The following is a 22346-nucleotide window of genomic DNA, read 5'->3' on the forward strand; positions in this document are numbered from 1 at the left end:
GTCTCACACCTTCACGCCCGCCAGGATTTTCCGGACGGCGCGCAGGGCCGTCGTGCCTGCCAGCGAGAGTGATCCACCGTAGCCCTCGAAGTTGACGCCACCGCAGTCTGCGCCCGTGGCGTAGAGCCCTTCGATGGGCTCACCGACCTCCGAAAGCACCTGCGCGTTCGTATCTATGGCGATGCCTGGGTACGGGACCGTGATGGATGGCTCGACGAAGAGCGCACGGAAGGGCGCACTGCCGTGGTCGGCAGGCAGGACCGGAGGCGCGAAACCGTTCTCCTTGGCAAACTCGGCGACCGCCTCGGGTGTCTCGCACAGCTTCCCGAGCGCTCCGAGCATGAGCGACTTTTCGAATGAGTCGATCGGCTGGACAGGCTTCGAGGCCGGCACACGGGTGTTGATGTCTTCGTCCCAGACGAGCAGGCCGGTGGAATCCGGCTGGCTCAGCAGCGCCAGCGAGTTGATGTGGTCGCCGCGTTTCTCGTCGGTGAATCGTTCTCCGTCGCGGTTGTAGAGCCAGCAGGCCCAGCTACGTAGGTTGCTGTAGGTGTGCCATGCGTCGCTGTGCTCGGCGAGTTCGACGTTCTTGCCCACGAGGTGTCCGTAGAAGCCACCCTCCCGCACAATGCGCGCGCCGGCCGCCCTGGCGAGGTCCAGTCCGTCGCCACGGACCGTCTCTGCAGCGCGCGCACGCAGCGTCGCACCGGCCGGGCCGAAGAACTCCTCGAGGTGTTTCTGCGACTGCGCGAATCCACCGGTAGAGAGCACCGTCGCGGAGGCTCGCACCTCGACCTCGAGGGAGTCGTCGAGAATGACCGCGCCCACCACTCGACCCGACTCCACGATCAGCCGGTCGGTGACGGCGCCGTAGACGATCTGTCCCCCGGCCTTCTCGACCTCGCGGATAGCGCGCGCGAAGTAGGTGCCCAGATCGGCCTCGTGCCCCCAACCGTCGAGCACAGGGATGAGAGGCGTCGTAACTCCGCTCACGTCCTCGAGATGCGAGATGAGGTTCTCGAACTCGTCATAGATGATGGACTGAAGCTCCCGGTTTCCCTTGGGGTCCTCGGCCGCATACTCCTCCATCGAGCCGAATCGCCAAACGAAACCTGACGAAAGCATCGAGGTGCCGCCACTGGTTGCAGCACGCTCGACGACAAGGACGCTGGCCCCTCCCTTGGCTGCGACCGATGCTGCGGTGAGCCCGGCCATCCCGGCACCAAGCACCAACACGTCCACTTCCAACAATTCCCGTTCGGACACTGCGCACTCTCCTCGGCGTCACGCTCAATGACAGTCACGTCCGGTGGCGACGATGCGCGAGTGCCAACCGATTACGGGTGCAAGTCGCTGTTCATCGAAATCATGGGGCCGCCAGGATCGGCGGAGCGCTGTCGTTCGAGCAAATTTGCGAAACTAACTTCTATTCTATCGAAATTCTAACCATAAATATAGCTATCGATACTGTTTTTCGGCAATCCCCTATGTCAAACGGGCCATGTTGACGCGGATTCGCACGGGATCGAGTGGCGTGTCGGCCGGATAGGTCCCGCCAAATACCTCGACACCGTCCTCATGAAGCCGTGCTGGGAGCTCGGGCCAGTACGAGGTCCCCGCGTCCGACACCGATGCGCCTGGCCCCACCCGCGCGATCCGCACCCGCGCGTCGCTCGAGCCCGTACCCGCGATGCTCAACACGATGTCCGCACCGTCGAACTGCACCCAAGGATCCACGATCGGCACCGAGAGAAAACCGTGGTGCGCGACGAAATGCACCGAACCGGTGAATCGCAGTGTGCCCGTGCCGTGAGCGAAGGGCACTGCGTTCTCCTGCTCGACAGCGGGCGCGAAGAAGAACTCGTCGGAGGCGGAGACTCCCGCACCGTTCCCGACCGCGATTCGAGATCCAGGCGACCGCGCGACGTACCCCCGGAAGCTGCTCCTCACCCCCCACAGCAGCCCTAGCAGCTGCGTCGGCTCGCCCGTCATCGAACGCGGGTCTCGAGGCTTTTCTGTATGGCGAGCTCGGCATCCACGATCCGCTGGCGCGCCATTCGCACGCCCCGTGGGTTGTTCCAGCCCACCACGCCGGTGACTCGTCCGTCGGAGATCGCCCTGACGAGGAACCGATTGCGTTCCGGCTCATCCTCTATCGTCTCGACGGTGGCTCCGTCGGGGACGGTGCCGTACACCTGGATCTTGACGTCATACTGGTCGGTCCAAAAATAGGCGATCGGGGTGTACTCGAGTTCTTCACCCAGAATGTTCCGTGCGACCAGCATGCCCTGCTCGGATGCGTTCGTCCGGTTCTCGAATCGCACATGGGCGTCACGGCGCTTGTCATACCAGCGCGCGACATCGCCCGCCGCGTAGACGTCCTCAGCTGCGCGGCAATACGCATCGCAGACGACGCCGTCAGCAAGTTCGAGACCGCTCGAATCGAGCCACCCTGTCGCCGGCGACGAGCCGATAGAGACCACCACGATGTCGGCGGGGATTACCTCGTCGCCGACGTCCACGCCGACGACTCGTCCACCGTCGGCGACGATGTCCCGAACCATCGTCTCGAGTCGGAACTCGACCCCATGAGCCTCATGCAGTGACCGGATACGGGCACCGAGCGCCTCGCCGACGACGCGTAACATCGGCGACGGCACCGGATCAACGATCGTCACCTTCGCGCCGAATTTACGTGCGGTCGCGGCCATCTCGCAACCCAATACGCCGGCACCGGCGATGACGACATCGCGCGCACCCGTGAGCTGCTCTCGCAGCCGGAGGCTGTCAGAGAGGCTGTGCAGGCTCTGCACTCCGTGAATGTCCTGCCAACCGGGCAACTGCCGGGGACGCAGCCCCGTCGCGATCACCAACGAGCCGTATTCACCCACGGTCCCGTCGTCGAAGGCCACGGTGTGGTCGAGTACGTTCAGCGCGGTCGCCTCGACTCCGAGATCCAATCGCATGTCGAGGGCGTCGATGACCTCGCTCGAGCGAAGGGCTGCGCGAGCCGGCTCCCATTCACCCGCGAGTACCTGCTTGGACAGCGGCGGGCGATCGTAGGGAGGATGCGGCTCGTCACCGACCATGCGGATACTGCCTGCGAAGCCCTTGCGGCGGAGGGTCTCAGCAACCGTGAGGCCCGCTGCCGCAGCTCCTACGATGAGGACATCGCTTCTCATCGTGCCTCTTGCTCCGCAAGCCGAATCGCGGCAGCCGGGCACAGGCTGATCGCCGTGAGCACGTCCTCTTCACTGGAGACGGGGACATGCTCGTCGAGCAACACCACGATGCCGTCCTCATCACGCTGGTCGAATACTTCCGGTGCCGCGAAGACGCACTGGCCACCTGCGACACATTTGTCTTCGTCGACGACGATATGCATTTCTTTCATCATTTCTTCTCTCCTATTGGCGCGACGGGGTCACCACGCCACCGGAAGCGACGCAACACCGTAGATGGGCGCGTCGCGACGGAATTCGATCTCGGCTGCCGGGACCGTGACGCGCAGGTTCGGAAACCGCCGGAGCACGGCAGGAATCGCGACCGTCAGCTCGAGGCGAGCCAGATGCTGTCCGAGGCATTGATGGATGCCGAAGCCGAAGCCGACGTGCGGCACAGGCTTTCTGGAGATATCCAGCTCCGGCAAGTCCCCGACCAACGCTGGGTCGTTGTTCGCAGCCAGCAACGAGAATGTGATCCGCTCGCCTACCGAGAAATCGCGCCCCGCGATCGTCGTATCGCGAGCAACGAGGCGATGTACTCCTACTGCCAAGGACAGATAGCGGAGCAGCTCCTCGATCGCAGTGCGGACCACAGAGTCGTCATCCCTGACAGCCGCGGCCTGATCTGGGTGCTCCAGCAGAGCGAGCGTCCCTACCGTGATCGCATTCGCCGTCGTCTCGTGACCCGCGATGAGCACAAACATCGCTATGCCGACAATCTCCTCGTCGGTGATCTCGCCCTCGTTCTCGGTGATCAGGGCACTGATGAGGTCGTCGCGGGCAGCGGCTGTTGCCTTCGCCACGACAACCCGTTCGCGCAGGTATGCACGCAGCGCCGCGACAGCTGAGATCGCGGTCTCGGTGGCGGACGAGAGGCTCAGGATGTCGAGAGTCCACTGCTGGAAATCGCCGCTGTCTTCGAAGGGGATACCAAGGATTTCGCAGATGACCCGAGTGGGCACGTGCAAGGCGAACTGCGAGAAGAAGTCTCCCGCCCCCCCGAGCGCCTCGAAGCTGTCCAGGCTCTCATTGACGATCTCTTCGATGCGGGGCCGCAGGCGCTGGATGTTCTTCACGGTGAACCACCGACTCACCATGCGGCGGATCCGCGCGTGTTCAGGACCGTCGTAGTAGATGAAGTACCCCGGAATGTTCGCCAACGTTCCAGAGGTCTGCGCCTCCGAACTTGGTCCCATCACGACGTCGCCGCTGCCCAGGAGCTCGCGGACGTCGTCGTAGCGTGTGATTGCCGTCACGTCGAAGTGTCCGTATTGAGGGAGGTCGAGGCCTAGCTGCGGTAGCTCTCCCGCATCACGCACCCTGACGAGTTCGCTATCGGGCGCGAAGCCGTGGCCGATCTCCCGCCGCACGGTCAGAAGGGGACTCAATTCAGTGGACATAAGGGTTCTCCGTTTCTTCGGTTCCGCGCTGCGGTGCGCGTCCGCAATAGTGTTGTCCGGCAGGGCATCATGTCGGCTCATTCCGGCGCCATGATCGACGGCAGCCAGGTCACGATATTCGGGAAGAACACGAAGACGACCAGGATCACGAGCGTGACGACGACGAACGGGGCCACACCCTTGAACACGTCGGTGAGCTTGATGCTGTACCCCTGATTCACCGCAGGATCCTTCGTCAGACCGTGCACGATGAACGACAGAATGCCGATCGGCGGCGCGACCATGCCGATCTGGACGAGCATCATGAGGAAGATCCCGAACCAAATCATGTCTACGCCGAGCGCAGTGAGCGGCCCGATGAGCACAGGCAGGGTGAGGAGGATCATCGACAACTCATCGAGGAACATCCCCAGCAGGACGAACAGCACGATCAGGACGAGCAGGAACACCACTGTCGGCATACCCAGCCCGACCAGGAAGTTGGTGGCAGACTGGGCGACGCCGCTCAGGGCCATCAGCCGGGTCATGACCGTGACCCCGATGACGAGCAGGAACAGGGCGGCCGACGATACTACGGTCTCCATCAGGCTCTCGCCGACGAATGAGCGGATCCGCCTGAACGTGCGCTCTTTTCGTGGAAACGACAGGACGCTGACGACGATGGAAGCGAGCGCGCCGAAGGCGCCGGCCTCGGTCGGGGTGTAAAGGCCCGCAAGCATTCCGCCGATCACTACGAGCACGACGACCGCGATCGGGACGATCCCGACGAGGGAGCGCAGCTTCTGCCCGAGCGGTGCCCGCGTGACGACGCGCGGTGCGGACGACGGCTTGATGAGAGTCCAGACGACGATGACCCCGCCGAACGCGACAGCAAGGATGATTCCCGGAACAACGCCCGCGATGAGCTGTGGACCTGTCGCCGTCTGCACGAGGCCGGAGTAGATGACGAGCATCACGCTGGGCGGGATCACCTGGCCCAACGTGCCCGCCATCGCGACCGTACCCGTCGCGAGTGCCGGACTGTACTTCAACTTGAGCATCTCCGGGATGGCGATGCGGCCCAGGGCGACGGTGATAGCTATTGAGCTGCCGCTCGCGGCCGACAAACCTGCGCCGGCAAGGTTGGTGCCGACGGCAACTCCGCCAGGGGACCGACCCAGCCAGAGGAGAGCCACGTCGAAGGCCCTACTGGTGAGGCCCCCCTTCCACATGGCGATGCCCATCAACACAAACATCGGGATGACGCTGAGTTGCCAGCTCGCGACCGTGTTGAACACAACACCCTCGAAGGTGCCGACCACCGTCGGTAGCTTGCCCAGCACGAACAGCCCGAATGTGGGGATCAGTATCATCGAGACGCCGATATGGACGCCGAGCAGTAATGCGCAGAGCACGAGACCGATAACGAGGTAGCCCACCGCTTCCCGCGGAAGGTCGAACATCAGGAGCGAGACGAGGCCGACGCCGAGTAGCCCAGCGGTGACGACATACGAGATGTTGCCGGGTCGCAACACGAGACGGCGGTGCGGCAGCCGGCTCTGAGGTGCCTCCTCGTGCCGGGGTGCATTGACAGTACGCGTGGGTGACGACATCCTCAGACGCCTTCTGTGAGTAGGACCGGTTCCGCGGACCCGGGGGCCTGACGCCCCGAGAGTTGCCTGTACAGCTCGACGCCGAGCTGAAGCACTGCCAAGATCAGGCCCGCCGCGATGACGAAGCGAATCGGCCAGATCACCAGCCACCGGGCGCTCAGGGCGGCCTCGTTCAGTTCCATCTTCATCACCGCGCTCACGAACGTGTACCAGGCGAGGCCCGAGAAGGTGATGAGCGCAAGGACAATGGCGACGAGGTCGGCCACCCACTTCATCTTGGGTGAGAGTGCATCTGTAATCAGTGTCACGTCGATATGTCCACGCCGTATCTCGGCGAAAGCCAACGGGAGGATCGCCACGAGGGGCATCCACCAATACGTCACAAAATCCGTCGTGCCCGGCACCGACTGGTTGAAGAAGTTGCGCGCCAGTACGTCCACGGCGAGCTGCAGAATGAGCATGAGGAGCGCGATGCCGCCGACACACGCTGCTGTTTTACCCGCCCACTCGATCCCTGCCACGAGCTTCGGGGCGCGACGTGACGGTGAAACGAGGACCGTTGAGGTTTCGGCTTCGGTCATGGTGAGGTCCAATCCGGTATGTCTGACCCGTAACGCACGGATCTGGTACGTGACATCTGGAACCTGCGTCCTCGGAGTCGCCCGACCAGCGTCTGCGAGGCAGCGGCGGTCAGGGGTTGAGTGCTCGGCTGCGTTCGTGCATGACCTCGCTCACACGTTCCTGCCAGCCGTCGAGATCGGGCGATTGAGCCTTGATCTCGTCGATCACGCCCTTCCAGAACTCGAGATTCTGCATGTAGCCCTCGATGAACGCTTCCGGGTCGGTCACCGCTGACGGGGCTCGGTCCGCGAGCGTCGACAGTGCCTCCTTCTGAGTCGCTGCGAGCGCTTCGTCCAGCTCGGACGCGTCGTGCGTGGTGACCCGGTCGTCGGCGAGGTATTCGGCCGTGTCTTCGAGGTTGACCTCTGCCGACCGGATGGTCGATCGAATCGCCGCTTCTTCGAAGATCTGCTTCACCTCCTGAGGAAACGACTCCCACGTGTCCAGGTTCAGGACCTGCACGTACCCGAGGAAGGTACTGAACTGCGCCGGAGTGAAGTTCGGCGCGACGTCTTGGATCGAGAAGTCGTTCTGGATCGTTGCCGGCCACACCACGCAGTCGATCACGCCGCGTTGAAGCGCCTCATACATTTCAGGTCCGTTGATGAACTGCGTCGACATCCCAAGCGATTCCGCTTCCGGGATCCATGATCCTCCGCCGACATGCACCCGTTTGCCGTCTGCCTCGTCCAGGGTCTCGACCGGGTCCACGCAAGCGAGGTTGTACGGCGCGCTCGCGAAGCCGGTGAGCACCTTCGCATTCTGAGCTGCGAACTCGGCGTCGAGTATGTCACTGCTTTGGAACAGGTCCCAGGTCGCCAGGAGCTGCTGCAGGTGCCCCTCGGGAGTCGCGATGTCGTACGACGTCTCGGAACCGAGGTCCCGCAGCCACTGCGACACGGGAAGCTCGTCAGGGTTGAGGCTGGTCGAGAAGCCCCCGAATCCCACGGTGTCGGCTTGCACCGAGGGCAGTACCTCGTTAGCGGGGACAAGGGAGTTCGACCAGTAGGGCTCGAAGGTGATCTTCCCTGCTGTCGCTTCCGTCACGTATTCGAACAGCGAATCCGCGACCACCCCGTTCGTGCCCGCCTGCGGGGTGATCAACGCAGCCCTGATGACAGTCGGGTCAAAACTTTCGAGTGTCCCCCCGGCATCGGCACCTCCAGTGTCAGTGCCGGAACTGCATCCCGTGAGGAGGAGCGACGCGACGACCGTCGCCGTGAAGGCCGTAAGTCCGGTGTGAATTCGATTCATAACTCACTTCTTCGTAGAAGCGGAAAGGGTATGCCTCGTGGCGGGGCGTTGGCGGGCGACTGCTCACTGCGCCACAGCCCAACAGTCGGTGCCGGCCAGCACTGGACGCGATTTCGCTTAGCGTCGCCGAATCGGCTTTCATCGAGATGGATTCGCGAATGCTGAATCAGCTTAGCATTAAGCCGCTTCTGGTGGGTGGTATTTCGTATTCCATTTCTGTTTTTTACGTCGCCTGGTCCTGCCTGCGCCGCAGTGGTAAAGACGGCTCAGTTCTGATACTCACGGTCGCTCCAGATCGGCCCCGTGTGCACCGAGTGTCCTCCGTCCACCGGCAGGATCGCACCATTGACGAACGATGCCTCTTCCGACGCCAGGAATGCCGCTACTGAGGCGATCTCGGATGGTCGTCCGAGCCGGCCTATCGGGACACTGTCGAGCAGGTACTTGCCGCGAGGAGCCATCGCGTCGGCGCTGCCGTAGCTACGGACAACATTCGGCGTCTCGGTGGGACCAGGTGCGATTGCGTTGCACCGAACCCCCAGCGGCCCGTAGTCGAGGGCTATCTGCTTCGTGAGGCCCACCACACCATGCTTCGCAGCGGTGTAAGCACCGAGGTGGTGATTGGCCATGAAGCCCAGCGTCGATGCCGTGTTGACGACCGTACCGCTCCCACGCTCGACCATCCCGGGAAGCACCGCCTGCGCCCCGTGAAACACCGCGTTCAGGTCGACGTTGAGCACGAGGTCCCAGTTTTCCCGGCTCATCTCGTGGAGCAGCCCAGCTCGGGTGAGGCCGGCGTTGTTGAGCAACACATCGACTCCGCCGTTTCGCTCAGACGCTGCCCCGACGAGCGACGCCCAGTCGGCAGGCTTGGTCACATCGGTGTCGACGAACGTGATGTCACCGCCACGCTCGAGCATGTCCGACCACTCATCGGACTTGCCGACGTCTGCAACGAACACTGCGGCACCCTCGCGAGCGAACCTCTCGGTCATGGCGAGACCGATGCCGGAAGCACCGCCGGTCACAATGACGGTCTTGCCCGAAAAGCGACGACCCTCGGTCAATTCCTCATTTATCATCTGCAGTTCCCTTCTCTGCTGTTCCCGATCCGGTCGGCGTCTTGCCGACTACATTGCGTAGGCTTCCGACACCCTCGACCTCGACGACGACTTCGTCCCCGTCGACGAGGAATGGTCCGTCCGCGCCTTCCTCGAACGCCGTGCCCGCTGGTGTGCCGGACGCGATGATGTCGCCGGCGCGCAACGGGATGAACCCGTGCAGGTGGTCGACGACATCAGCGAAGGAGTAGACCATTTCGCTCGTGCTGCCACTCTGGCGGAGCTTTCCGTTGACGCGCGTCTGGATGTCGAGGTCGTTCTCGTCGAGGTCCTCGTCCACCACGACCCACGGTCCGCACGCGGTTCCGCCTCGGAAGTTCTTCTGCAACACCCAGGTGAGGGGACCCTCGTCGATCCTCGGTGCGCCCGATGAGAAGTACGGGTCACGCACACTGACGTCGTCGACAGCGACGACACCCCAGACGCGCGGCGTCTCGCCGCCGCGAAGCACGACCCCGACCTCTCCCTCGTAGTCGAGGTACGAGAAACCGGATGGCCGACCGAGCCGTCCGCCGTCGCCGACGACCGTGCGCGGCAGAATCTGGAACCCCCACGGAGGAACGCCCGAGCGCCTGGCCTCGAGGAGCTTCGCAACACGATCCGCGGTCGCCGCGCCGCCTCCCTCGATTGCGAATTCGGATCGCGCCGCATGCGTGGCGAAGTTCGCGCCGATGGCGAGCACCGCAATCGATGGCGCGGCGAGCGGGGGCGCACCGTCCAGAACGACGTCATAGCCACCTTCCTTCGCCGCCCACACGAGCAGAGACTCGACTGCCGCCCTCGCCTTGTCCCATCCGTCGATGAGTGACGTCCAGTCAGCGTCCGCCGTAGGCAACAGCCCTGTGAGGATGCTCGACGCGCTTGGATCGTGCGCACTGAACGCGGTCACCGCACCATGGAGGTCGATGAACCGATCCTCCTGCGCTACGGCGGTTTTGCCGGATTGCAATCGTGCGAACCTCAACCCTTCACCTCTCCTGATCGTGCTGACTGTTTCTGGCCGACAACATGAGACGATGATCGCCCCGCTTGATCCCTGATCCGGGCAAGCGCGTCGGCGGCCGCCCGAGCACGATCGACGTACGACATCCCGGCGAACGCTGGTGAGGGCACTTCGACGTACTGCGTCGCAGCAGGCATGGCTCGCACCAGATCGACCAACGGCAGCCCGCCCTCCCCCGGGAGGAGCCGAGCGCTCCGGGCCTCGTATGCCAGTGCCTCCGCCGTCGGTTCGGCGAGAGTCCGCGGCGCATCACAGAGATGCACGATCGGATAGAGATCGGGGCGCAGTCGCACTAACTCTGCGACGTCGTTCGGCGTGCCGCCCGTGCGCGCGAGATGCAACGCGTCGACCACAACGACTGCCGCCGGGTCCTGGAGCCGCTCCACCATTCGGTGAGCTTTGTGCAGCGAGTTCACGGCAGTGTACGAAGTGAACTCCAGGGCGACGGTGAGACCGTGGGGTGCAGCCAGCCGACAGAGTGCGGCCAGATGATCGGTGGCGCGCTCTTCGTCCCGGTCGCTGCACATTGTATTGACGAATCTCGCGCCGACCCGCGCGCCGAACTCCAGGACGGGCTCCAAGCGGGCCACCTCGAGATCTGGATGGATATCCACGAACTCGATGTCCGCCACCCCTACGCGTGCTGAGTTGATAGCACCGCCCATGTCCAACGGGATCCGACCGACGGCGTCGGGGCGGGTCCCCACCGGCACCGCTCGCAGCGTCACGGCCTCAAAGCCCGCCTCCGCCGCCGCCGCAATCGACTCCGAAGGGGATGCGCCAGCAACCGTCAGATAGGACAGGACGGACGTTCCGGAACCGCAGCTCATCGGCGGCGCACCCCGGTCTGCAGATCTGCATTCGGCAGCTTCGCGGCGACGGTCAGCTCGTCGGGGAATGACACGCTCGTCGATTCGGACACCACGGCCTCGGTCGAGGAGGCAAGTGAATGCTCCAGATCGGGGTCGGCGATCCGGACGAACACAAAGGTTGTGGACAACGCAAACTCCTTCGCCATGTCGTATGAAGCCAGGCTATTACGAAATATAGATTCTGTAAATACGAATAGGTTTTCGCATTTCTACAGCAAGGACAAGGACCGCCACGCAGCGCCTGACGACACTCGCATTGCTCTGGATACCGCACTTCCCTCGCCTGCCCTATGACATCCGTTTCATAGGCCGGCATCGAGGTGCAGATCGGCCTGTGCGCGCACTGCAGGTAGATCTCGGCGCGTCGCGTCCGAGCCCAAACTTGAGACTTCGCCGGTAATGTCATCGCGATGCTGGGCAAGCCCAGGTCGGCGCTCAAATACGGATATGACAGCCCTCGAGGCCGATGACAGTCCTCACCTTCCCGGGCGGACGTGCCGGAGGCAGTCTACGACTGGGCCGCTGGGCCGCGTCACCTTAGGAGACTCAGCGTAGCCGGATCTGGATCCCATGCCCTACATTGAATCTGCGTACGTAAAAACTGAAACCCATTCGAAGCATGTTCCCATGCTTCCCGGATGATTCCGGCTGCCTGATTGAACAAGTCCGCCGAGTGCAAGGAGATATCGACGATGGAGTACACCAACATCAGCTGCGAGGTCACGGGCGCGGTCGCTCGTGTCGAACTGCGCCGCTCCCCGGTCAACGCACTTGGCCAAGCCGCGTACCGCGAACTCGCGCATGTGTTCCAGCACATCGATGATGTCGCCCCCGGTGCCCGCGTCGTCGTCTTGTCAAGCCAGGGCGATCACTTCTGCGCCGGAAACGACCTGCAAGAGTTCACAGAGCTTGCACCGGACAACGCCGCTGAGCGGATGCTCGAGGTGCGCGAGGCCTTCTTTGCGATCTCGCGTTGTCCGCTACCCGTCATCGGCGCTGTGCAGGGTGCCGCGCTCGGCTCCGGACTCGCGCTTGCAGCCTCCTGCGACTTTGTGATTGCCTCCGACGATGCGCGCTTCGGCGTGCCAGAATTGAACGTAGGTGTACTAGGAGGCGCCCGCCATCTGTCCCGCCTCGTGCCCGAGCCGGTGCTGCGGTGGATGTACTTCACGAGCGACCCGGTACCGGTCACTCGTCTGGTGTCATACGGGGCCCTCATCACAGTTGTCGATCGGAGTCGACTGCTCGAGGAAGTGTTGAAACTCGCCACCCATGTGGCACGCCATAGCGCCTCGAGTCTGCGGTACGCCAAGCAGGCGCTCAACATGATTGAGCCGATGACTCTCGAGGAGGGCTACGTGTACGAGCAGGGGCTGACCGTGGAGTTCTGCGCGCATGCCGATTCGAGAGAAGCGATCAACGCAGTCGTCGAGAGGCGGGAACCAAGGTATGCCCACCTCACCTGACCCGACAACCGGCGCCGTCCGGCCGAGGTGATGGTAGTGATGGCGGGACGTTCGGCCTGGCGATCGCCCTCGCCGAAAGAATGGCCCCGCTGCGGCTCGGTCCGGCGGCACCGGCCCCACGTCCACCAGGGCGCCGTCCTTCACCGATCAACTGATGTGCGTGTGCTGAGTTTCGTTGTGCGGTAGCGATTAGGTGACGGGCGTGGGTGATCGTCCGACCTCTCGAGACGGTTGGTTCCACTAGCTTTTCCCCGTCGAGCCGGGCAGGTGGCGCGGGCGTTACGCGATGATCGGCTGAGTGCGGCCGAAGGTTCTGTCGAACTGGTTGTGCCACACCTTTCCACAGCCAGTTCTGAGGTAGGCGAAGCGCGCCGAGGAACCCCGCGCCGCGCTTCGCGTCCTCGTCGTGGCCAGAGAACAAATGGCCGGCGAGCGGACCCGAGCAGTAATGCGCTCGCCGCCCTGCTCCGGATCACCGACCTTGGAATCGATGCGCGCAAAGCGCTGACGCGCAGACAGATTGATGTGTCGACGGGTGGCGGTACGACTGGACAAAGACGAGTCCGCGCCCTCGATACCGAGTTGATCGACAACAGAAGGCACTCGATTCTGCCGTAAACGCGATCGAACCGGAACTGTCTAAGGTTGAACCGGCGCTGACCACTCTCGTCCTCGCCCGGATCCGCCCCCACCGCGACACCCGCGGGTATGTTGCCCGCCGCTGCGAGGGTCGAAGACCAAGGAGTGCGTTGCCTGACGAGGTATCACCCGGCAGATGTTCCGACCACTGACCGCTGCACGCCCGGACCCCGGCATGACTTGACGGATGGAGAAGCATCCTGGACGAGGTGGAGACTTCGTTCAGGCCGCCTCGGGGACCGAGGCGACGGTGAGGCTGTTCACGGTAGCGCGTGCGAAGGCGCGACCGGTACGGGTGTGCCGTCGCCAGGACCGCACCGCCGCACCGATCTTCGGCACAACGTCCTTGCTGATCGCGGGCAGGACCGCGCTGAAGTGCGCTGACGTCAGGTGACCGCGGGCGGCACGGCGACGGGTGTCCTGGGCGTTAGCTTTTGCCTACCCCTATCGGTAGTTCGCTTATGCGCCGACCATCCAGATATGGAGGCGAATCAGGCAAAACCCGAGGAGGTCGCCGCGGTGGAAGAGATCGTGGAGCAGCTCGAGAGCTCGACGGTCATTTTGATCACGGAGTACCGTCGTCGTTCCGTCGGCAAGGTCCCGAGCCGCGACCTTCGCTCGGCGCCTGCTTGCCGGCATCAAAGTGGTGGCCGAAAGTAGTGAGCTCCCGGAGCGGGTCGAGTATCTACCGACGGCGCCGCGATCAACGGCACCGTCGTACGGAGCGACGCACCGGCCTTACTGTCAGTTCCCGACCGCCTCGATCTCGCCCAGGTAGAGGTTGAGACCCGCGACCGGTTGCAACGGGACCTCTTTGTAGACCGTTACCTTTCCTGCCCACGTCGGGTGTGCGAGACCGCCATCCGCACCGCCGACCATGGAGTCGATGACGAGGGGGCTCCCGTCACCGTCCAGCACCGGCTCGATCCCTCTGGCTCGCGTCTCCCGGACCGCCTTGTCAAGATTCTCGACGCCGTAGATCAGCGCGAAGAATCCTTCACCGTGCTCCTTCAGATAGTCAGCGATAAATCCATGGTCGCCCGTAGGAGCCAGCAATTCGACACCAGCCGAGACAGACTGTACCTGGATGATGCCGAAGCGCTCGAATTCCGTCGGACCGTCCCAATCAGTGATCCCCAACGCCGCGCTGAGCTCCGCCTGTGCGGCGTCGAGATTCTCTTTCCGGTAGATGAACGTGACGTGATCGATAACGTTCGTGCGCTTTCCCATGGTGTCCCCTTCTGGAGGTTGGTTCGCGGTCGTTGGTCCCCCGCGGTTTGTCCGGGGTGCGGCCCCAGACCTCCGACGCGCGCGTCGGCGATCGGCGATCGGGGCCGCGTGGCAGCGGGTGTCGGACACTTCATTCGATGAACCTAATGTCCCAGACACCGGAGAAGTCGTGGCCGTCGGCGCACACCCTGCCGCATTTCGTTAACGACCAGCCGAGAACGAGATTCATCGGCATCGGTTCTAGTGAACAAGTATTTCTTGAATCCGTCCTAGACCGCGCCCACAGGGTCGCTTTGGAACTCGATGCCCTCGTAGCCCTTGGCAGCGACCTCGTCGCAGATGCCTCGGTACACACCGAGCCCGGCGACGTACAGCATCAGGCCGCGTGGTTTACCTTCGACATTCGCGCCGACGTACCATGAGTCGGCACGCGGAAAGAGTGTCGCGTCACCGACCTCGGCCACATGCGCCATCCACTTCTCCTGCGCTTCGTGGCTGGCCTCCACCGTCGCGCGACCACGCTCACGCATGTCGACGAGCAGGTCTGCGACCCAGTCGACGTGCTGCTCGATCGAGGTGTACATGTTCGCAAGCACCGAAACGGAGCCGGGACCAGTGAGGATGTACATATTCGGGAAGTCGGCCGCGAGTAAGCCCAGGTACGCATTCGGGCCATTGGCCCATGCTTCCTTGATCGTCACGCCTGCGCGCCCGCGCAAGTCGATGTTGTTCAGCGCACCAGTGATCGCATCGAAACCGATGGCGAAGACGATCATGTCGAACTCGAGTTCCTGCCCGTCACGGAGCCGGACACCCTTCTCGGTGAAAGTATCGATCGGATTCTCGCGGACCGATACCAGCGAGACGTTGTCCCGGTTGAACGTCTCGTAGTAGTCCGTGCCGAGGCACGGACGCTTGGCACCGAACGGATAAGTGGTGGGGCACAGCAGGTCCGCCACTTGCGGGTCGTCCACGATAGAGCGGATCTTCTCGCGCACGAATTCCGCCACGACCTCGTTCGCCTTCTCATCGACGAGGACGTCGGTGTACAGGTTCATGAGAGGTGCGACCCCGCCTTCCTGCCAGCACGCTTCCAGCCGACGCTGGACGTTCTCCGGCTCGTCAGCAAGCAGGCTTATGGTCGGCAACTCGATGGGTACGCCGAACGGCATAGTCTTCGCTAACGCGCGATGCTCCGGATAACGCGCCTTCATTGCTGTCTGGAATTCGGGGTCCATCGGTCGGTTCTTGGCCGGGAGCGTAAACGCCGGCGTCCGCTGAAGGACCGTCAGATGCCCGGCCTGCTCGGCCGCGATTGGGATCAGCTGCACACCCGTCGAGCCGGTGCCGACTACCGCAACCCGCTTGCCGGAGAAATCGACGCCTTCGGTCGGGAAACCGGAGGTCATGTACCACTCGCCTTTGAACTCGTCCAAGCCCTTGAAGTCCTGGCGCGGATCCTTCGTCGCCGAAATCGTGCCCGACGCCATCACAAGATGCTGGGCGGTGTGTACCTGCCCGTCGTCCGTCGTTACGTTCCAGCGTGCCCGCTCTTCATCGAAGTGCGCTGCCACAACGCGGGTCGAGAACTTGATATCCCGGCGCATGTCAAACCGGTCGGCGACGTGGTTGAGGTACCGCTCGACCTCCGGCTGGCCCGGCCACCGCTCGGTCCATTCCCACTCCTGTTGCAGCTCGTCGGAGAAGCCATACGAGTACTCAAGGCTCTCGACGTCGACGCGACAACCCGGATACGTGTTCCAGTACCAGGTGCCCCCGACTCCTTCACCCGCTTCGAACACCTGTGCCGAGAACCCGCGCTCACGCAGTGTGTGTAACGAGTACAAGCCAGCGATACCAGCCCCAACGACAATCGCATCAAAATCATCGGCCATCTCTTATTGCTCCTCGTGTTCGGTATCGCCCGGTTCTCTGATCGGACGATCGCTACTTCAGGTAGACGTGCTCGTGCCCTGTGGCTGGGACCACACAGGTCCAGATTAAGTGAACCGCATCACGGCTTCTTCGAAGCATAGGCTTGATATTCCGAATGTCAATGCTGATTTATGGTCTGCTCATCCCAGATGGCACGCTCGACAAGGAGCCCCGACTCGCTCCGGCACAGCGCCACAGGGTCACACTGCGTAAACGATCGAAATTCGCCGGCTGGGCCGGGTCCTATCGCGAATCTGTTGACGCGAGTTCGAGCAACGAGCCGGCCTCGTGGAAGAAGACCCGGAACTCGGCGACTTTGCCCTCACGAAGAATCGAGAGCTCGGTCAGCATGATCCGCTCCCCGGTCGCGATCTGATTCGAGCTCAGAATTGCAAAGACGTGGTCCTCGTCGGCGACGAGGCGATCGATCGTCAGGGAGTTCATGTCGAGGTAACCGGCTATGACCCCGAAGACCTCTCTCACGGCCCCGGCGCCCCGGTATGTCCCGCCGTAAGGCAGATAGGCAGGCTCGGTGAGCACCACGTCATCGGCAACGTGGCCGAAGAACGTCTCGAGTTCACCACGCTGTCCGGCCTCGTACATCTCAGTGACGATTCTGCGGTTGGTCTCGGTTACGGACATTCAAGGCTCTCCTTCGATTCATTTTCCTGGGTTTGACGAGGTCGTCGATTCGCACGACTATCCGGACCAGGCGACGGTTGTTCGCGATAGCGGCCTTCTCTGAACGCAATTCGTCGACTCGAGTCGTATCTGCAAGCGCCTCGAACAACTCGTTTTCGAGGAGCTGGATGTCGAGGTGATCGCGCCGACCCCTGGCCTTCCCGTTCGCCAAACTGCGAGCGACGCTGCCGCTCGTCGCCGAGGGGCTCCGACGCGGGAGTGAGTCTGTCGCCGGCGGCAGCATGGTCGAGGCGAGCTGCGCTTCGCTCGGCGGCCGGTCCCGTCCGCGACGACGACACCGACACACCCGCGAGAAGTCCAGACACAAGCGCCACTTCATGTCAGGTGGCGACCGCGGCCCGTGCGCCGCTGCGGCGCGGCTCTCGATCGATCGCTGCGGCCGCGCGATAAGCAAAGGCCATCATCGGCCCAATCGTCGCTCCCGGCCCCCAGTACGTGTTCCCGGAGACCGAGGCTACGCAGTTGCCGACGCCGTATAAGCCTGGAATCGGCTGATCGAGATCGTCGACCATCTGCGAGTCGGCGTTGACCTTCGGACCACCCTTGGTGTCCATCGCGCAGGCGCAGATCATCACCGCGTAATAGGGGCCGGTCTCCGAGATCGGCCATACCGTCGGGTTACGCCGCTCGCCCTCGTCCTTTACATTGCCGTTGAACACCAGCTGGATCGGCGTCTCGCCGCGATGGAAATCGGGATCCACCCCTTCGGAAGCACCGCGGTTGAATCGCTCGATTGTTTCGCGCAGCCCTGCGGTGAAACCATCGGCCAACCGCAGGCAACCGGTAACGCTCTCGTATTGGGCCAGCCGCGCGTCGATCGCGCCGCCCAATTCCGCGAGCGTCTGACCCCTGATGACACCGTCATCGTTCGACACGATCGTGGTGAGATAGTTGCCCGCGCTGTGCTCCTGCGCGCGCGAGTCCCAGATCTGGAACATCACCAGGTTCGGGTACTCTGCCGTGATTGGATCTCGGTAGAAGAATGCCCGCGAGAGCTCGTTGTACGGCAACTTTTCGTTGACCACTCGCTGACCCTCGCGATTGACGAGCACCATCGAATCGCCCTGGATCCCGGCCATCGCCATCACCCGCGGATCGCGCGTGGCAACGGGCTCAAACGGTATCGGTGCCATCCACGCGTTGCTCATGTTGCGCATCGGCACTCCGAGGGCACCAGCGATGCGGACGAGATCACCCTCGTTCGAGTGAACTCCGCAACCTGCGAACGCCGGAACGTGCAGGCTGTTCTCGCGCAGCTCGTCGTCGTGCACGAAGCCGCCGCTGGCAAACACGACACCACGACGCGCGAAGTAGGTCGGCGCCGATCCATCCGACCCCGTGCCCTGCACTCCGACTACCTCTTCGCCATCGAGCACGAGCCGCTGCACGCGACAGCCGCGAACGATTTGTACGCCCGCCTCGTCGGCCGCGGGCACCAGCATCGAAAATCCCGCCTCCCCACCCTGCGCGAAATCATCGACGTCGGGAAACAGAACCCGGCCCGCGGGCAGTTTGTTCTCCGGGACCTCTGTGAAGTACTCGACCATGCCCTCCGCAGGGCGATGTCGCAACGCTCCCTTTTCATGAAGCAATTCGACTGCTTCGGCACCGCTGTCATAGATCGCCTGAATTAGATCGAAGTCCCACTCGCTCAGCCCATAGGTGGGACTGTTGGGGTCGAACCGCTGGGGACGCGACATCTTTGCCATGAACTGCAAGCATTCGTCGCGTCGATCCTCGAGCCCCGCGCGCTGCAACGCCTTGTTGTTGGCCACCCAGAATCCAAACGCGGACTTGCGCGTCGTACCGCCGACATCCGCAGCCTTCTCCAGCAGGAGCACCTCGTTTCCTCGCCAGGCCGAGAACAGCGCGGTCGCAAAGCCACTACCACCCCCGCCGACCACGATCACATCCACCTCAGCCGCAAACGAGCCCAAATCTGCAGCCTGTACCGGCCGAGCGCTTTCCCTCCTCGCGAAGTCGTCGGGCGGTGGCGTGTAGAAGTCGCCCGCTGCGAAGCCCGTGGTCCCACCACCATCCGAGATTGGCGTTCCACTATTACGGGATGCATCTACCGTTTTAGACATACTGACTCCGATCAAGTCGCGACGCTGCTGACAGTATTCGAAATTAAAATCGAACATATCGAAGTAGATCCCGATTATCTAGACCCAATCCATTCGAACAACCATTCGAAAGTTGCTGAATTGCCATCGCGCACCACACACTCTCGGCCACTCCCGTGCGACGACTGAACCCCCGCCCGGCCACCGACTACGCGCGAGGCGGCGAGAGCCTGGAAAAGCTGCGGTGATCACGTAGCGCCCAAGCAGAGCGAACGTGACAAGGCGTGTGAGAGTCAGCATGGGTACGTCGACCCTCGACAAGGAGCTCCGACTCGTGCGGACGCAAGGAGCGGCAGGGTCACACTGGTGCGCAAATAGCTCGACCCCAACCTCGCCACTGGAGCTCGAAACCTCGGTCAGCCAGTCGATGCGCGCCGCTATACACAGCCGAAGTCTCTAGTTTTGATGGGCAGAACCATAAAAATCGGGAAGCTGTTTCGAAATTTGACCATGTCGACTACTCTTTCCGCAGAACATCACCCCCACTTTTCTACAGCTTTCCCGAAGCCCGGCACGGCGATGAGCCCTCGCAAGACTCGTGATAGCTCAGGCCCTTAAGGAGTTCACTGTGGCTGTACGCCCATACACAATCGCCGTCCCCGAAGAGGTCCTCGTCGATCTCAAAGAGCGGCTCGCACGCACGCGCTGGCCGGAAAAGATCGAAGGCGCTGGCTGGGATTACGGCACCGACGTTGCGTACCTTCGCGAGCTATGCGACCACTGGGCGCACCGCTACGACTGGCGGGACTGGGAACGACGCCTGAACAGCATCCCGGGCTACGTTTGCGAGGTCGACGGCGTCGACCTGCACTTCTGGCATGTGCGCGGTACCGGACCGAACCCGACGCCGCTACTGCTCTTGCACGGCTGGCCCGGCTCGATCGTCGAGTTCCTGGAGCTGATCGGCCCGTTGACTGATCCCGCGGCACACGGTGGGGATCCCGCTGACTCGTTCGATGTCGTCGTGCCCGAACTGCCGGGCTTCGGCTTCAGCGGCGCTCCGCGCACCGCGGGATGGAGCTTGTCGCACATCGCTTCCGTGTTCAATTCGCTGATGGTCGACCAGCTGGGATACGACCGCTATGCGGTCCAGGGCGGCGACTTCGGAGGTCTGATCGCCTCGCGGATGGGCGCCTACCACTCCGAGTCGGTGCTCGGCATCCACCTGAACTTGATCATGGGGACGCCCCCCGCGGAGCCTGGACCGGAGGATCTCGAACATCTCGAGCGCTACAGCCGGTTCAGCGAAAGGGCCCTGGGTTACTTGCAGGTGCAGAACACCACTCCTGACTCCTTGATGATCGCGCAGAGTGACTCGCCAGCGGGACTCGCCTCATGGATCATCGAGAAGTTCCGCAGTTGGAGCGACTGTGGCGGAGACATCGAGAGCTCGTTCGACAAGGACCTGCTGCTCACCAACCTGATGTTCTACTGGGCCTCGAACAGTGCCGCGAGCGCGGCTCGGCTTTACTACGAGACCAGCCGAGCCGAGGACTGGTACCTCAAGGCTCGTGTCGAGCTTCCGGTCGCCTACGCAGAATTCCCTCACGAGAACTTCGTCCCGCCGCGGACCTGGGTCGACACTCAATACGACATCGCCCGCTGGACCACGATGCCCAGCGGCGGGCATTTCGCAGCACTCGAAGAGCCCCAGCTGCTGCTCGACGACGTGCGGACGTTCTTCCGATCACTTCGCTGACTGCGTGGACTCGTAGCTGCCGGGCCTGCACATTCGATCAATCGTTAGGAGTGGTAATGGACGTGACGGGTGCGAGTGCGCTGATCACTGGGGGCGCAAGCGGCCTGGGATTGGCGACCGCGAAAATGCTTGCCCGCAAGGGGGCGCGCGTCGTCATCGCCGACTTGGCGGGTTCGGCCGGACGCGCAATCGCCGATGAGGCCGACTGGACCTTCGCTCCAGCGGACGTAATCAACGTCGAGGAAGTTCGGGCGGCGATCACTCTCGCCGAGCGCATGGCGCCACTCCGTGTGGTGGTGAACTGCGCTGGGATCGCCACGCCGAACAAGGTGCTCGACAGATCGGCAAACCCCGTACCACTGGCGCAGTTCGAGCAGGTGGTGCGCGTAAATCTGGTCGGCACGTACAACGTACTGAGCCAAGCTGCAGCGAGAATGGCTCGAAACGACCCGGATCCCTCCTCGGGAGCACGCGGGGTGATCGTGAACACCGCGTCCGTGGCAGCGTTCGAGGGGCAGATCGGCCAGCCCGCTTACTCGGCTTCCAAGGGCGGAGTGCACGCGATGACCATTCCCATCGCGCGAGAGTTGGCCAGGCACTCGATCCGAATGCTGACGATCGCGCCTGGACTGATGGAGACACCGATGGTGGCCGGTCTGCCACTGGCAGCGCAGAAATCGCTCGCCGAGCAGGTGCCATATCCCGCCCGTCTGGGCAGGGCCGACGAGTACGCGTCGCTCGTCGGCCACATCATCGACAATGACTACATCAATGGCGAAACGATCCGCCTGGACGGTGCCATCAGGATGGCCCCCAAGTGATCAGCCCCCAAGTGATCAGTCAGCGGCCGATACAGCCGATACAGTGGTGTAGAAGGCGACGTGGTCCTTGATTTGGGCGACGGCCGGGTGGGGATCCTCGTAGGTCCACACAACGTTGTCGAGAACAATGCCGTCGGTGCGGATGCTGAAGTACCGGGCCACCCCCTCGTAAGGACAGTACGTCTCGTGGTCGGTGCCCTCGAGGGCGGACAGGTTCACGTCTGCGCGTGGGATGTAGTGAACAACCGGATAGTCCTTCTCCTCCATTGTGAGCGCGTGAGCGGAGTCAGCAATCGTGCGGCCACCCACGGTGGCCACGACGCGGCCCCTGGCCTTCGCGATCGCAATCGGGTGGTCGAGTCCCGGAACGAGAACCGGTTTGTCCGTCATGGTTCTCTCAACTTCTTTGTGCGACTGCACATTCCAACCCGAGCGAAGCCGCGCCGATCCGCATACGCATACGCATACGCACTCAATACCGATTGAGCAACAGATCCGGGCCGGAGCCCGCACGTGAAGGGTCTGCTCGGCAGGTTCAGTGTGATCCCAGCCTCCATCTGGATCACAAGTCCCAATTCCGGTGGTAAGTTCCTAGAAACATGATGGCATAATTCGGAATCTCAATTCCAATAATTCCCAGT

21 protein-coding genes are annotated in these 22346 nt (G+C 62.9%); 4 read left to right on the plus strand and 17 right to left on the minus strand.

Annotated elements, in window-relative coordinates; all coding sequences use genetic code 11:
* Positions 1-3: 3 nt before the first annotated feature.
* The 12 genes from AZG88_RS31630 to AZG88_RS52115 form a co-directional block, all read right to left on the minus strand.
* Positions 4-1266: an FAD-dependent oxidoreductase gene (locus tag AZG88_RS31630; protein WP_061700105.1), complete on the minus strand. Its 1263-nt coding sequence runs from the start codon at positions 1264-1266 to the stop codon at positions 4-6.
* A 219-nt stretch (positions 1267-1485) separates the two neighbouring features.
* On the minus strand, positions 1486-1992 hold the full coding sequence (locus AZG88_RS31635; RefSeq protein ID WP_061042577.1) for an HtaA domain-containing protein: 507 nt from the start codon (positions 1990-1992) through the stop codon (positions 1486-1488).
* Entirely contained in the window at positions 1989-3182 is a 1194-nt protein-coding gene (locus tag AZG88_RS31640) for an NAD(P)/FAD-dependent oxidoreductase (RefSeq protein WP_061700106.1), read from the minus strand. Before AZG88_RS31640 ends, AZG88_RS31635 begins: the two co-directional genes overlap by 4 nt.
* Positions 3179-3385 (minus strand): ferredoxin, encoded by a 207-nt coding sequence (locus tag AZG88_RS31645; RefSeq protein WP_061042617.1) that lies wholly within the window; start codon positions 3383-3385, stop codon positions 3179-3181. The genes AZG88_RS31640 and AZG88_RS31645 overlap by 4 nt, the downstream gene beginning before the upstream one ends.
* A 39-nt stretch (positions 3386-3424) precedes the next feature.
* The gene (locus AZG88_RS31650) at positions 3425-4594 is read right to left on the minus strand and encodes a cytochrome P450 (protein ID WP_197487971.1); all 1170 of its coding nucleotides are present in this window, start codon (positions 4592-4594) and stop codon (positions 3425-3427) included.
* A gap of 107 nt (positions 4595-4701) precedes the next feature.
* A complete protein-coding gene (locus AZG88_RS31655; RefSeq protein ID WP_061042580.1) occupies positions 4702-6216 on the minus strand; it encodes a TRAP transporter large permease in 1515 nt (504 codons plus the stop codon).
* 2 nt (positions 6217-6218) lie between these two features.
* A complete protein-coding gene (locus AZG88_RS31660; protein WP_061042581.1) occupies positions 6219-6797 on the minus strand; it encodes a TRAP transporter small permease subunit in 579 nt (192 codons plus the stop codon).
* Between the two features lie 109 nt (positions 6798-6906).
* Complete coding sequence (locus AZG88_RS31665) at positions 6907-8091, minus strand: hypothetical protein (protein WP_061042582.1); 1185 nt, start codon at positions 8089-8091, stop codon at positions 6907-6909.
* A 266-nt stretch (positions 8092-8357) separates the two neighbouring features.
* Positions 8358-9173, minus strand: a complete 816-nt coding sequence (locus AZG88_RS31670; protein WP_063886915.1) for an SDR family NAD(P)-dependent oxidoreductase — start codon at positions 9171-9173, stop codon at positions 8358-8360.
* Positions 9163-10176, minus strand: a complete 1014-nt coding sequence (locus AZG88_RS31675) for a fumarylacetoacetate hydrolase family protein (protein ID WP_061700108.1) — start codon at positions 10174-10176, stop codon at positions 9163-9165. The genes AZG88_RS31670 and AZG88_RS31675 overlap by 11 nt, the downstream gene beginning before the upstream one ends.
* Entirely contained in the window at positions 10173-11045 is an 873-nt protein-coding gene (locus tag AZG88_RS31680; RefSeq protein WP_061042585.1) for a sugar phosphate isomerase/epimerase family protein, read from the minus strand. Before AZG88_RS31680 ends, AZG88_RS31675 begins: the two co-directional genes overlap by 4 nt.
* Entirely contained in the window at positions 11042-11215 is a 174-nt protein-coding gene (locus tag AZG88_RS52115) for a hypothetical protein (protein WP_156517667.1), read from the minus strand. Before AZG88_RS52115 ends, AZG88_RS31680 begins: the two co-directional genes overlap by 4 nt.
* A gap of 564 nt (positions 11216-11779) precedes the next feature.
* On the opposite strand from AZG88_RS52115, the gene AZG88_RS31685 reads away from it, so the two are divergent.
* The gene (locus tag AZG88_RS31685) at positions 11780-12553 is read left to right on the plus strand and encodes an enoyl-CoA hydratase-related protein (RefSeq protein ID WP_061042586.1); all 774 of its coding nucleotides are present in this window, start codon (positions 11780-11782) and stop codon (positions 12551-12553) included.
* 1119 nt (positions 12554-13672) lie between these two features.
* A complete protein-coding gene (locus AZG88_RS54415) occupies positions 13673-13852 on the plus strand; it encodes a hypothetical protein (RefSeq protein ID WP_061042587.1) in 180 nt (59 codons plus the stop codon).
* Positions 13853-13936: 84 nt separating this feature from the next.
* Here the strand turns inward: AZG88_RS54415 and AZG88_RS31695 are convergent, their stop codons facing one another.
* From AZG88_RS31695 to AZG88_RS31710, 4 genes are all read right to left on the minus strand, one after another.
* A complete protein-coding gene (locus AZG88_RS31695; RefSeq protein ID WP_061700109.1) occupies positions 13937-14422 on the minus strand; it encodes a VOC family protein in 486 nt (161 codons plus the stop codon).
* A gap of 269 nt (positions 14423-14691) precedes the next feature.
* Positions 14692-16317, minus strand: a complete 1626-nt coding sequence (locus tag AZG88_RS31700) for a flavin-containing monooxygenase (protein WP_061042589.1) — start codon at positions 16315-16317, stop codon at positions 14692-14694.
* A gap of 283 nt (positions 16318-16600) precedes the next feature.
* Positions 16601-16999, minus strand: a complete 399-nt coding sequence (locus AZG88_RS31705; protein ID WP_061700110.1) for a nuclear transport factor 2 family protein — start codon at positions 16997-16999, stop codon at positions 16601-16603.
* A 380-nt stretch (positions 17000-17379) separates the two neighbouring features.
* Positions 17380-19146, minus strand: a complete 1767-nt coding sequence (locus tag AZG88_RS31710) for an FAD-dependent oxidoreductase (RefSeq protein ID WP_082833533.1) — start codon at positions 19144-19146, stop codon at positions 17380-17382.
* A gap of 607 nt (positions 19147-19753) precedes the next feature.
* Between AZG88_RS31710 and AZG88_RS31715 the strand changes: the two genes are divergently transcribed.
* Entirely contained in the window at positions 19754-20884 is a 1131-nt protein-coding gene (locus AZG88_RS31715) for an epoxide hydrolase family protein (protein WP_061700112.1), read from the plus strand.
* Positions 20885-20940: 56 nt separating this feature from the next.
* On the plus strand, positions 20941-21705 hold the full coding sequence (locus tag AZG88_RS31720) for an SDR family NAD(P)-dependent oxidoreductase (protein ID WP_061700113.1): 765 nt from the start codon (positions 20941-20943) through the stop codon (positions 21703-21705).
* 15 nt (positions 21706-21720) lie between these two features.
* Here the strand turns inward: AZG88_RS31720 and AZG88_RS31725 are convergent, their stop codons facing one another.
* Complete coding sequence (locus tag AZG88_RS31725) at positions 21721-22095, minus strand: DUF427 domain-containing protein (RefSeq protein ID WP_061700114.1); 375 nt, start codon at positions 22093-22095, stop codon at positions 21721-21723.
* Between the last annotated feature and the right edge of the window lie 251 nt (positions 22096-22346).

Origin of the sequence: Rhodococcus sp. LB1 (genome assembly GCF_001583455.1) — a bacterium.
GTDB lineage: Bacteria > Actinomycetota > Actinomycetes > Mycobacteriales > Mycobacteriaceae > Rhodococcus_F > Rhodococcus_F opacus.

What these genes read in the sequence shown, in the direction of transcription:
- AZG88_RS31635 (WP_061042577.1), bottom strand. Translation starts at nt 1,992, where the DNA reads ATGACGGGCGAGCCGACGCAGCTGCTAGGGCTGCTGTGGGGGGTGAGG.
- AZG88_RS31640 (WP_061700106.1), bottom strand. Translation starts at nt 3,182, where the DNA reads ATGAGAAGCGATGTCCTCATCGTAGGAGCTGCGGCAGCGGGCCTCACG.
- AZG88_RS31645 (WP_061042617.1), bottom strand. Translation starts at nt 3,385, where the DNA reads ATGCATATCGTCGTCGACGAAGACAAATGTGTCGCAGGTGGCCAGTGC.
- AZG88_RS31655 (WP_061042580.1), bottom strand. Translation starts at nt 6,216, where the DNA reads ATGTCGTCACCCACGCGTACTGTCAATGCACCCCGGCACGAGGAGGCA.
- AZG88_RS31660 (WP_061042581.1), bottom strand. Translation starts at nt 6,797, where the DNA reads ATGACCGAAGCCGAAACCTCAACGGTCCTCGTTTCACCGTCACGTCGC.
- AZG88_RS31665 (WP_061042582.1), bottom strand. Translation starts at nt 8,091, where the DNA reads ATGAATCGAATTCACACCGGACTTACGGCCTTCACGGCGACGGTCGTC.
- AZG88_RS31670 (WP_063886915.1), bottom strand. Translation starts at nt 9,173, where the DNA reads ATGATAAATGAGGAATTGACCGAGGGTCGTCGCTTTTCGGGCAAGACC.
- AZG88_RS31680 (WP_061042585.1), bottom strand. Translation starts at nt 11,045, where the DNA reads ATGAGCTGCGGTTCCGGAACGTCCGTCCTGTCCTATCTGACGGTTGCT.
- AZG88_RS31685 (WP_061042586.1), top strand. Translation starts at nt 11,780, where the DNA reads ATGGAGTACACCAACATCAGCTGCGAGGTCACGGGCGCGGTCGCTCGT.
- AZG88_RS54415 (WP_061042587.1), top strand. Translation starts at nt 13,673, where the DNA reads ATGGAGGCGAATCAGGCAAAACCCGAGGAGGTCGCCGCGGTGGAAGAG.
- AZG88_RS31695 (WP_061700109.1), bottom strand. Translation starts at nt 14,422, where the DNA reads ATGGGAAAGCGCACGAACGTTATCGATCACGTCACGTTCATCTACCGG.
- AZG88_RS31700 (WP_061042589.1), bottom strand. Translation starts at nt 16,317, where the DNA reads ATGGCCGATGATTTTGATGCGATTGTCGTTGGGGCTGGTATCGCTGGC.
- AZG88_RS31705 (WP_061700110.1), bottom strand. Translation starts at nt 16,999, where the DNA reads ATGTCCGTAACCGAGACCAACCGCAGAATCGTCACTGAGATGTACGAG.
- AZG88_RS31710 (WP_082833533.1), bottom strand. Translation starts at nt 19,146, where the DNA reads ATGTCTAAAACGGTAGATGCATCCCGTAATAGTGGAACGCCAATCTCG.
- AZG88_RS31720 (WP_061700113.1), top strand. Translation starts at nt 20,941, where the DNA reads ATGGACGTGACGGGTGCGAGTGCGCTGATCACTGGGGGCGCAAGCGGC.
- AZG88_RS31725 (WP_061700114.1), bottom strand. Translation starts at nt 22,095, where the DNA reads ATGACGGACAAACCGGTTCTCGTTCCGGGACTCGACCACCCGATTGCG.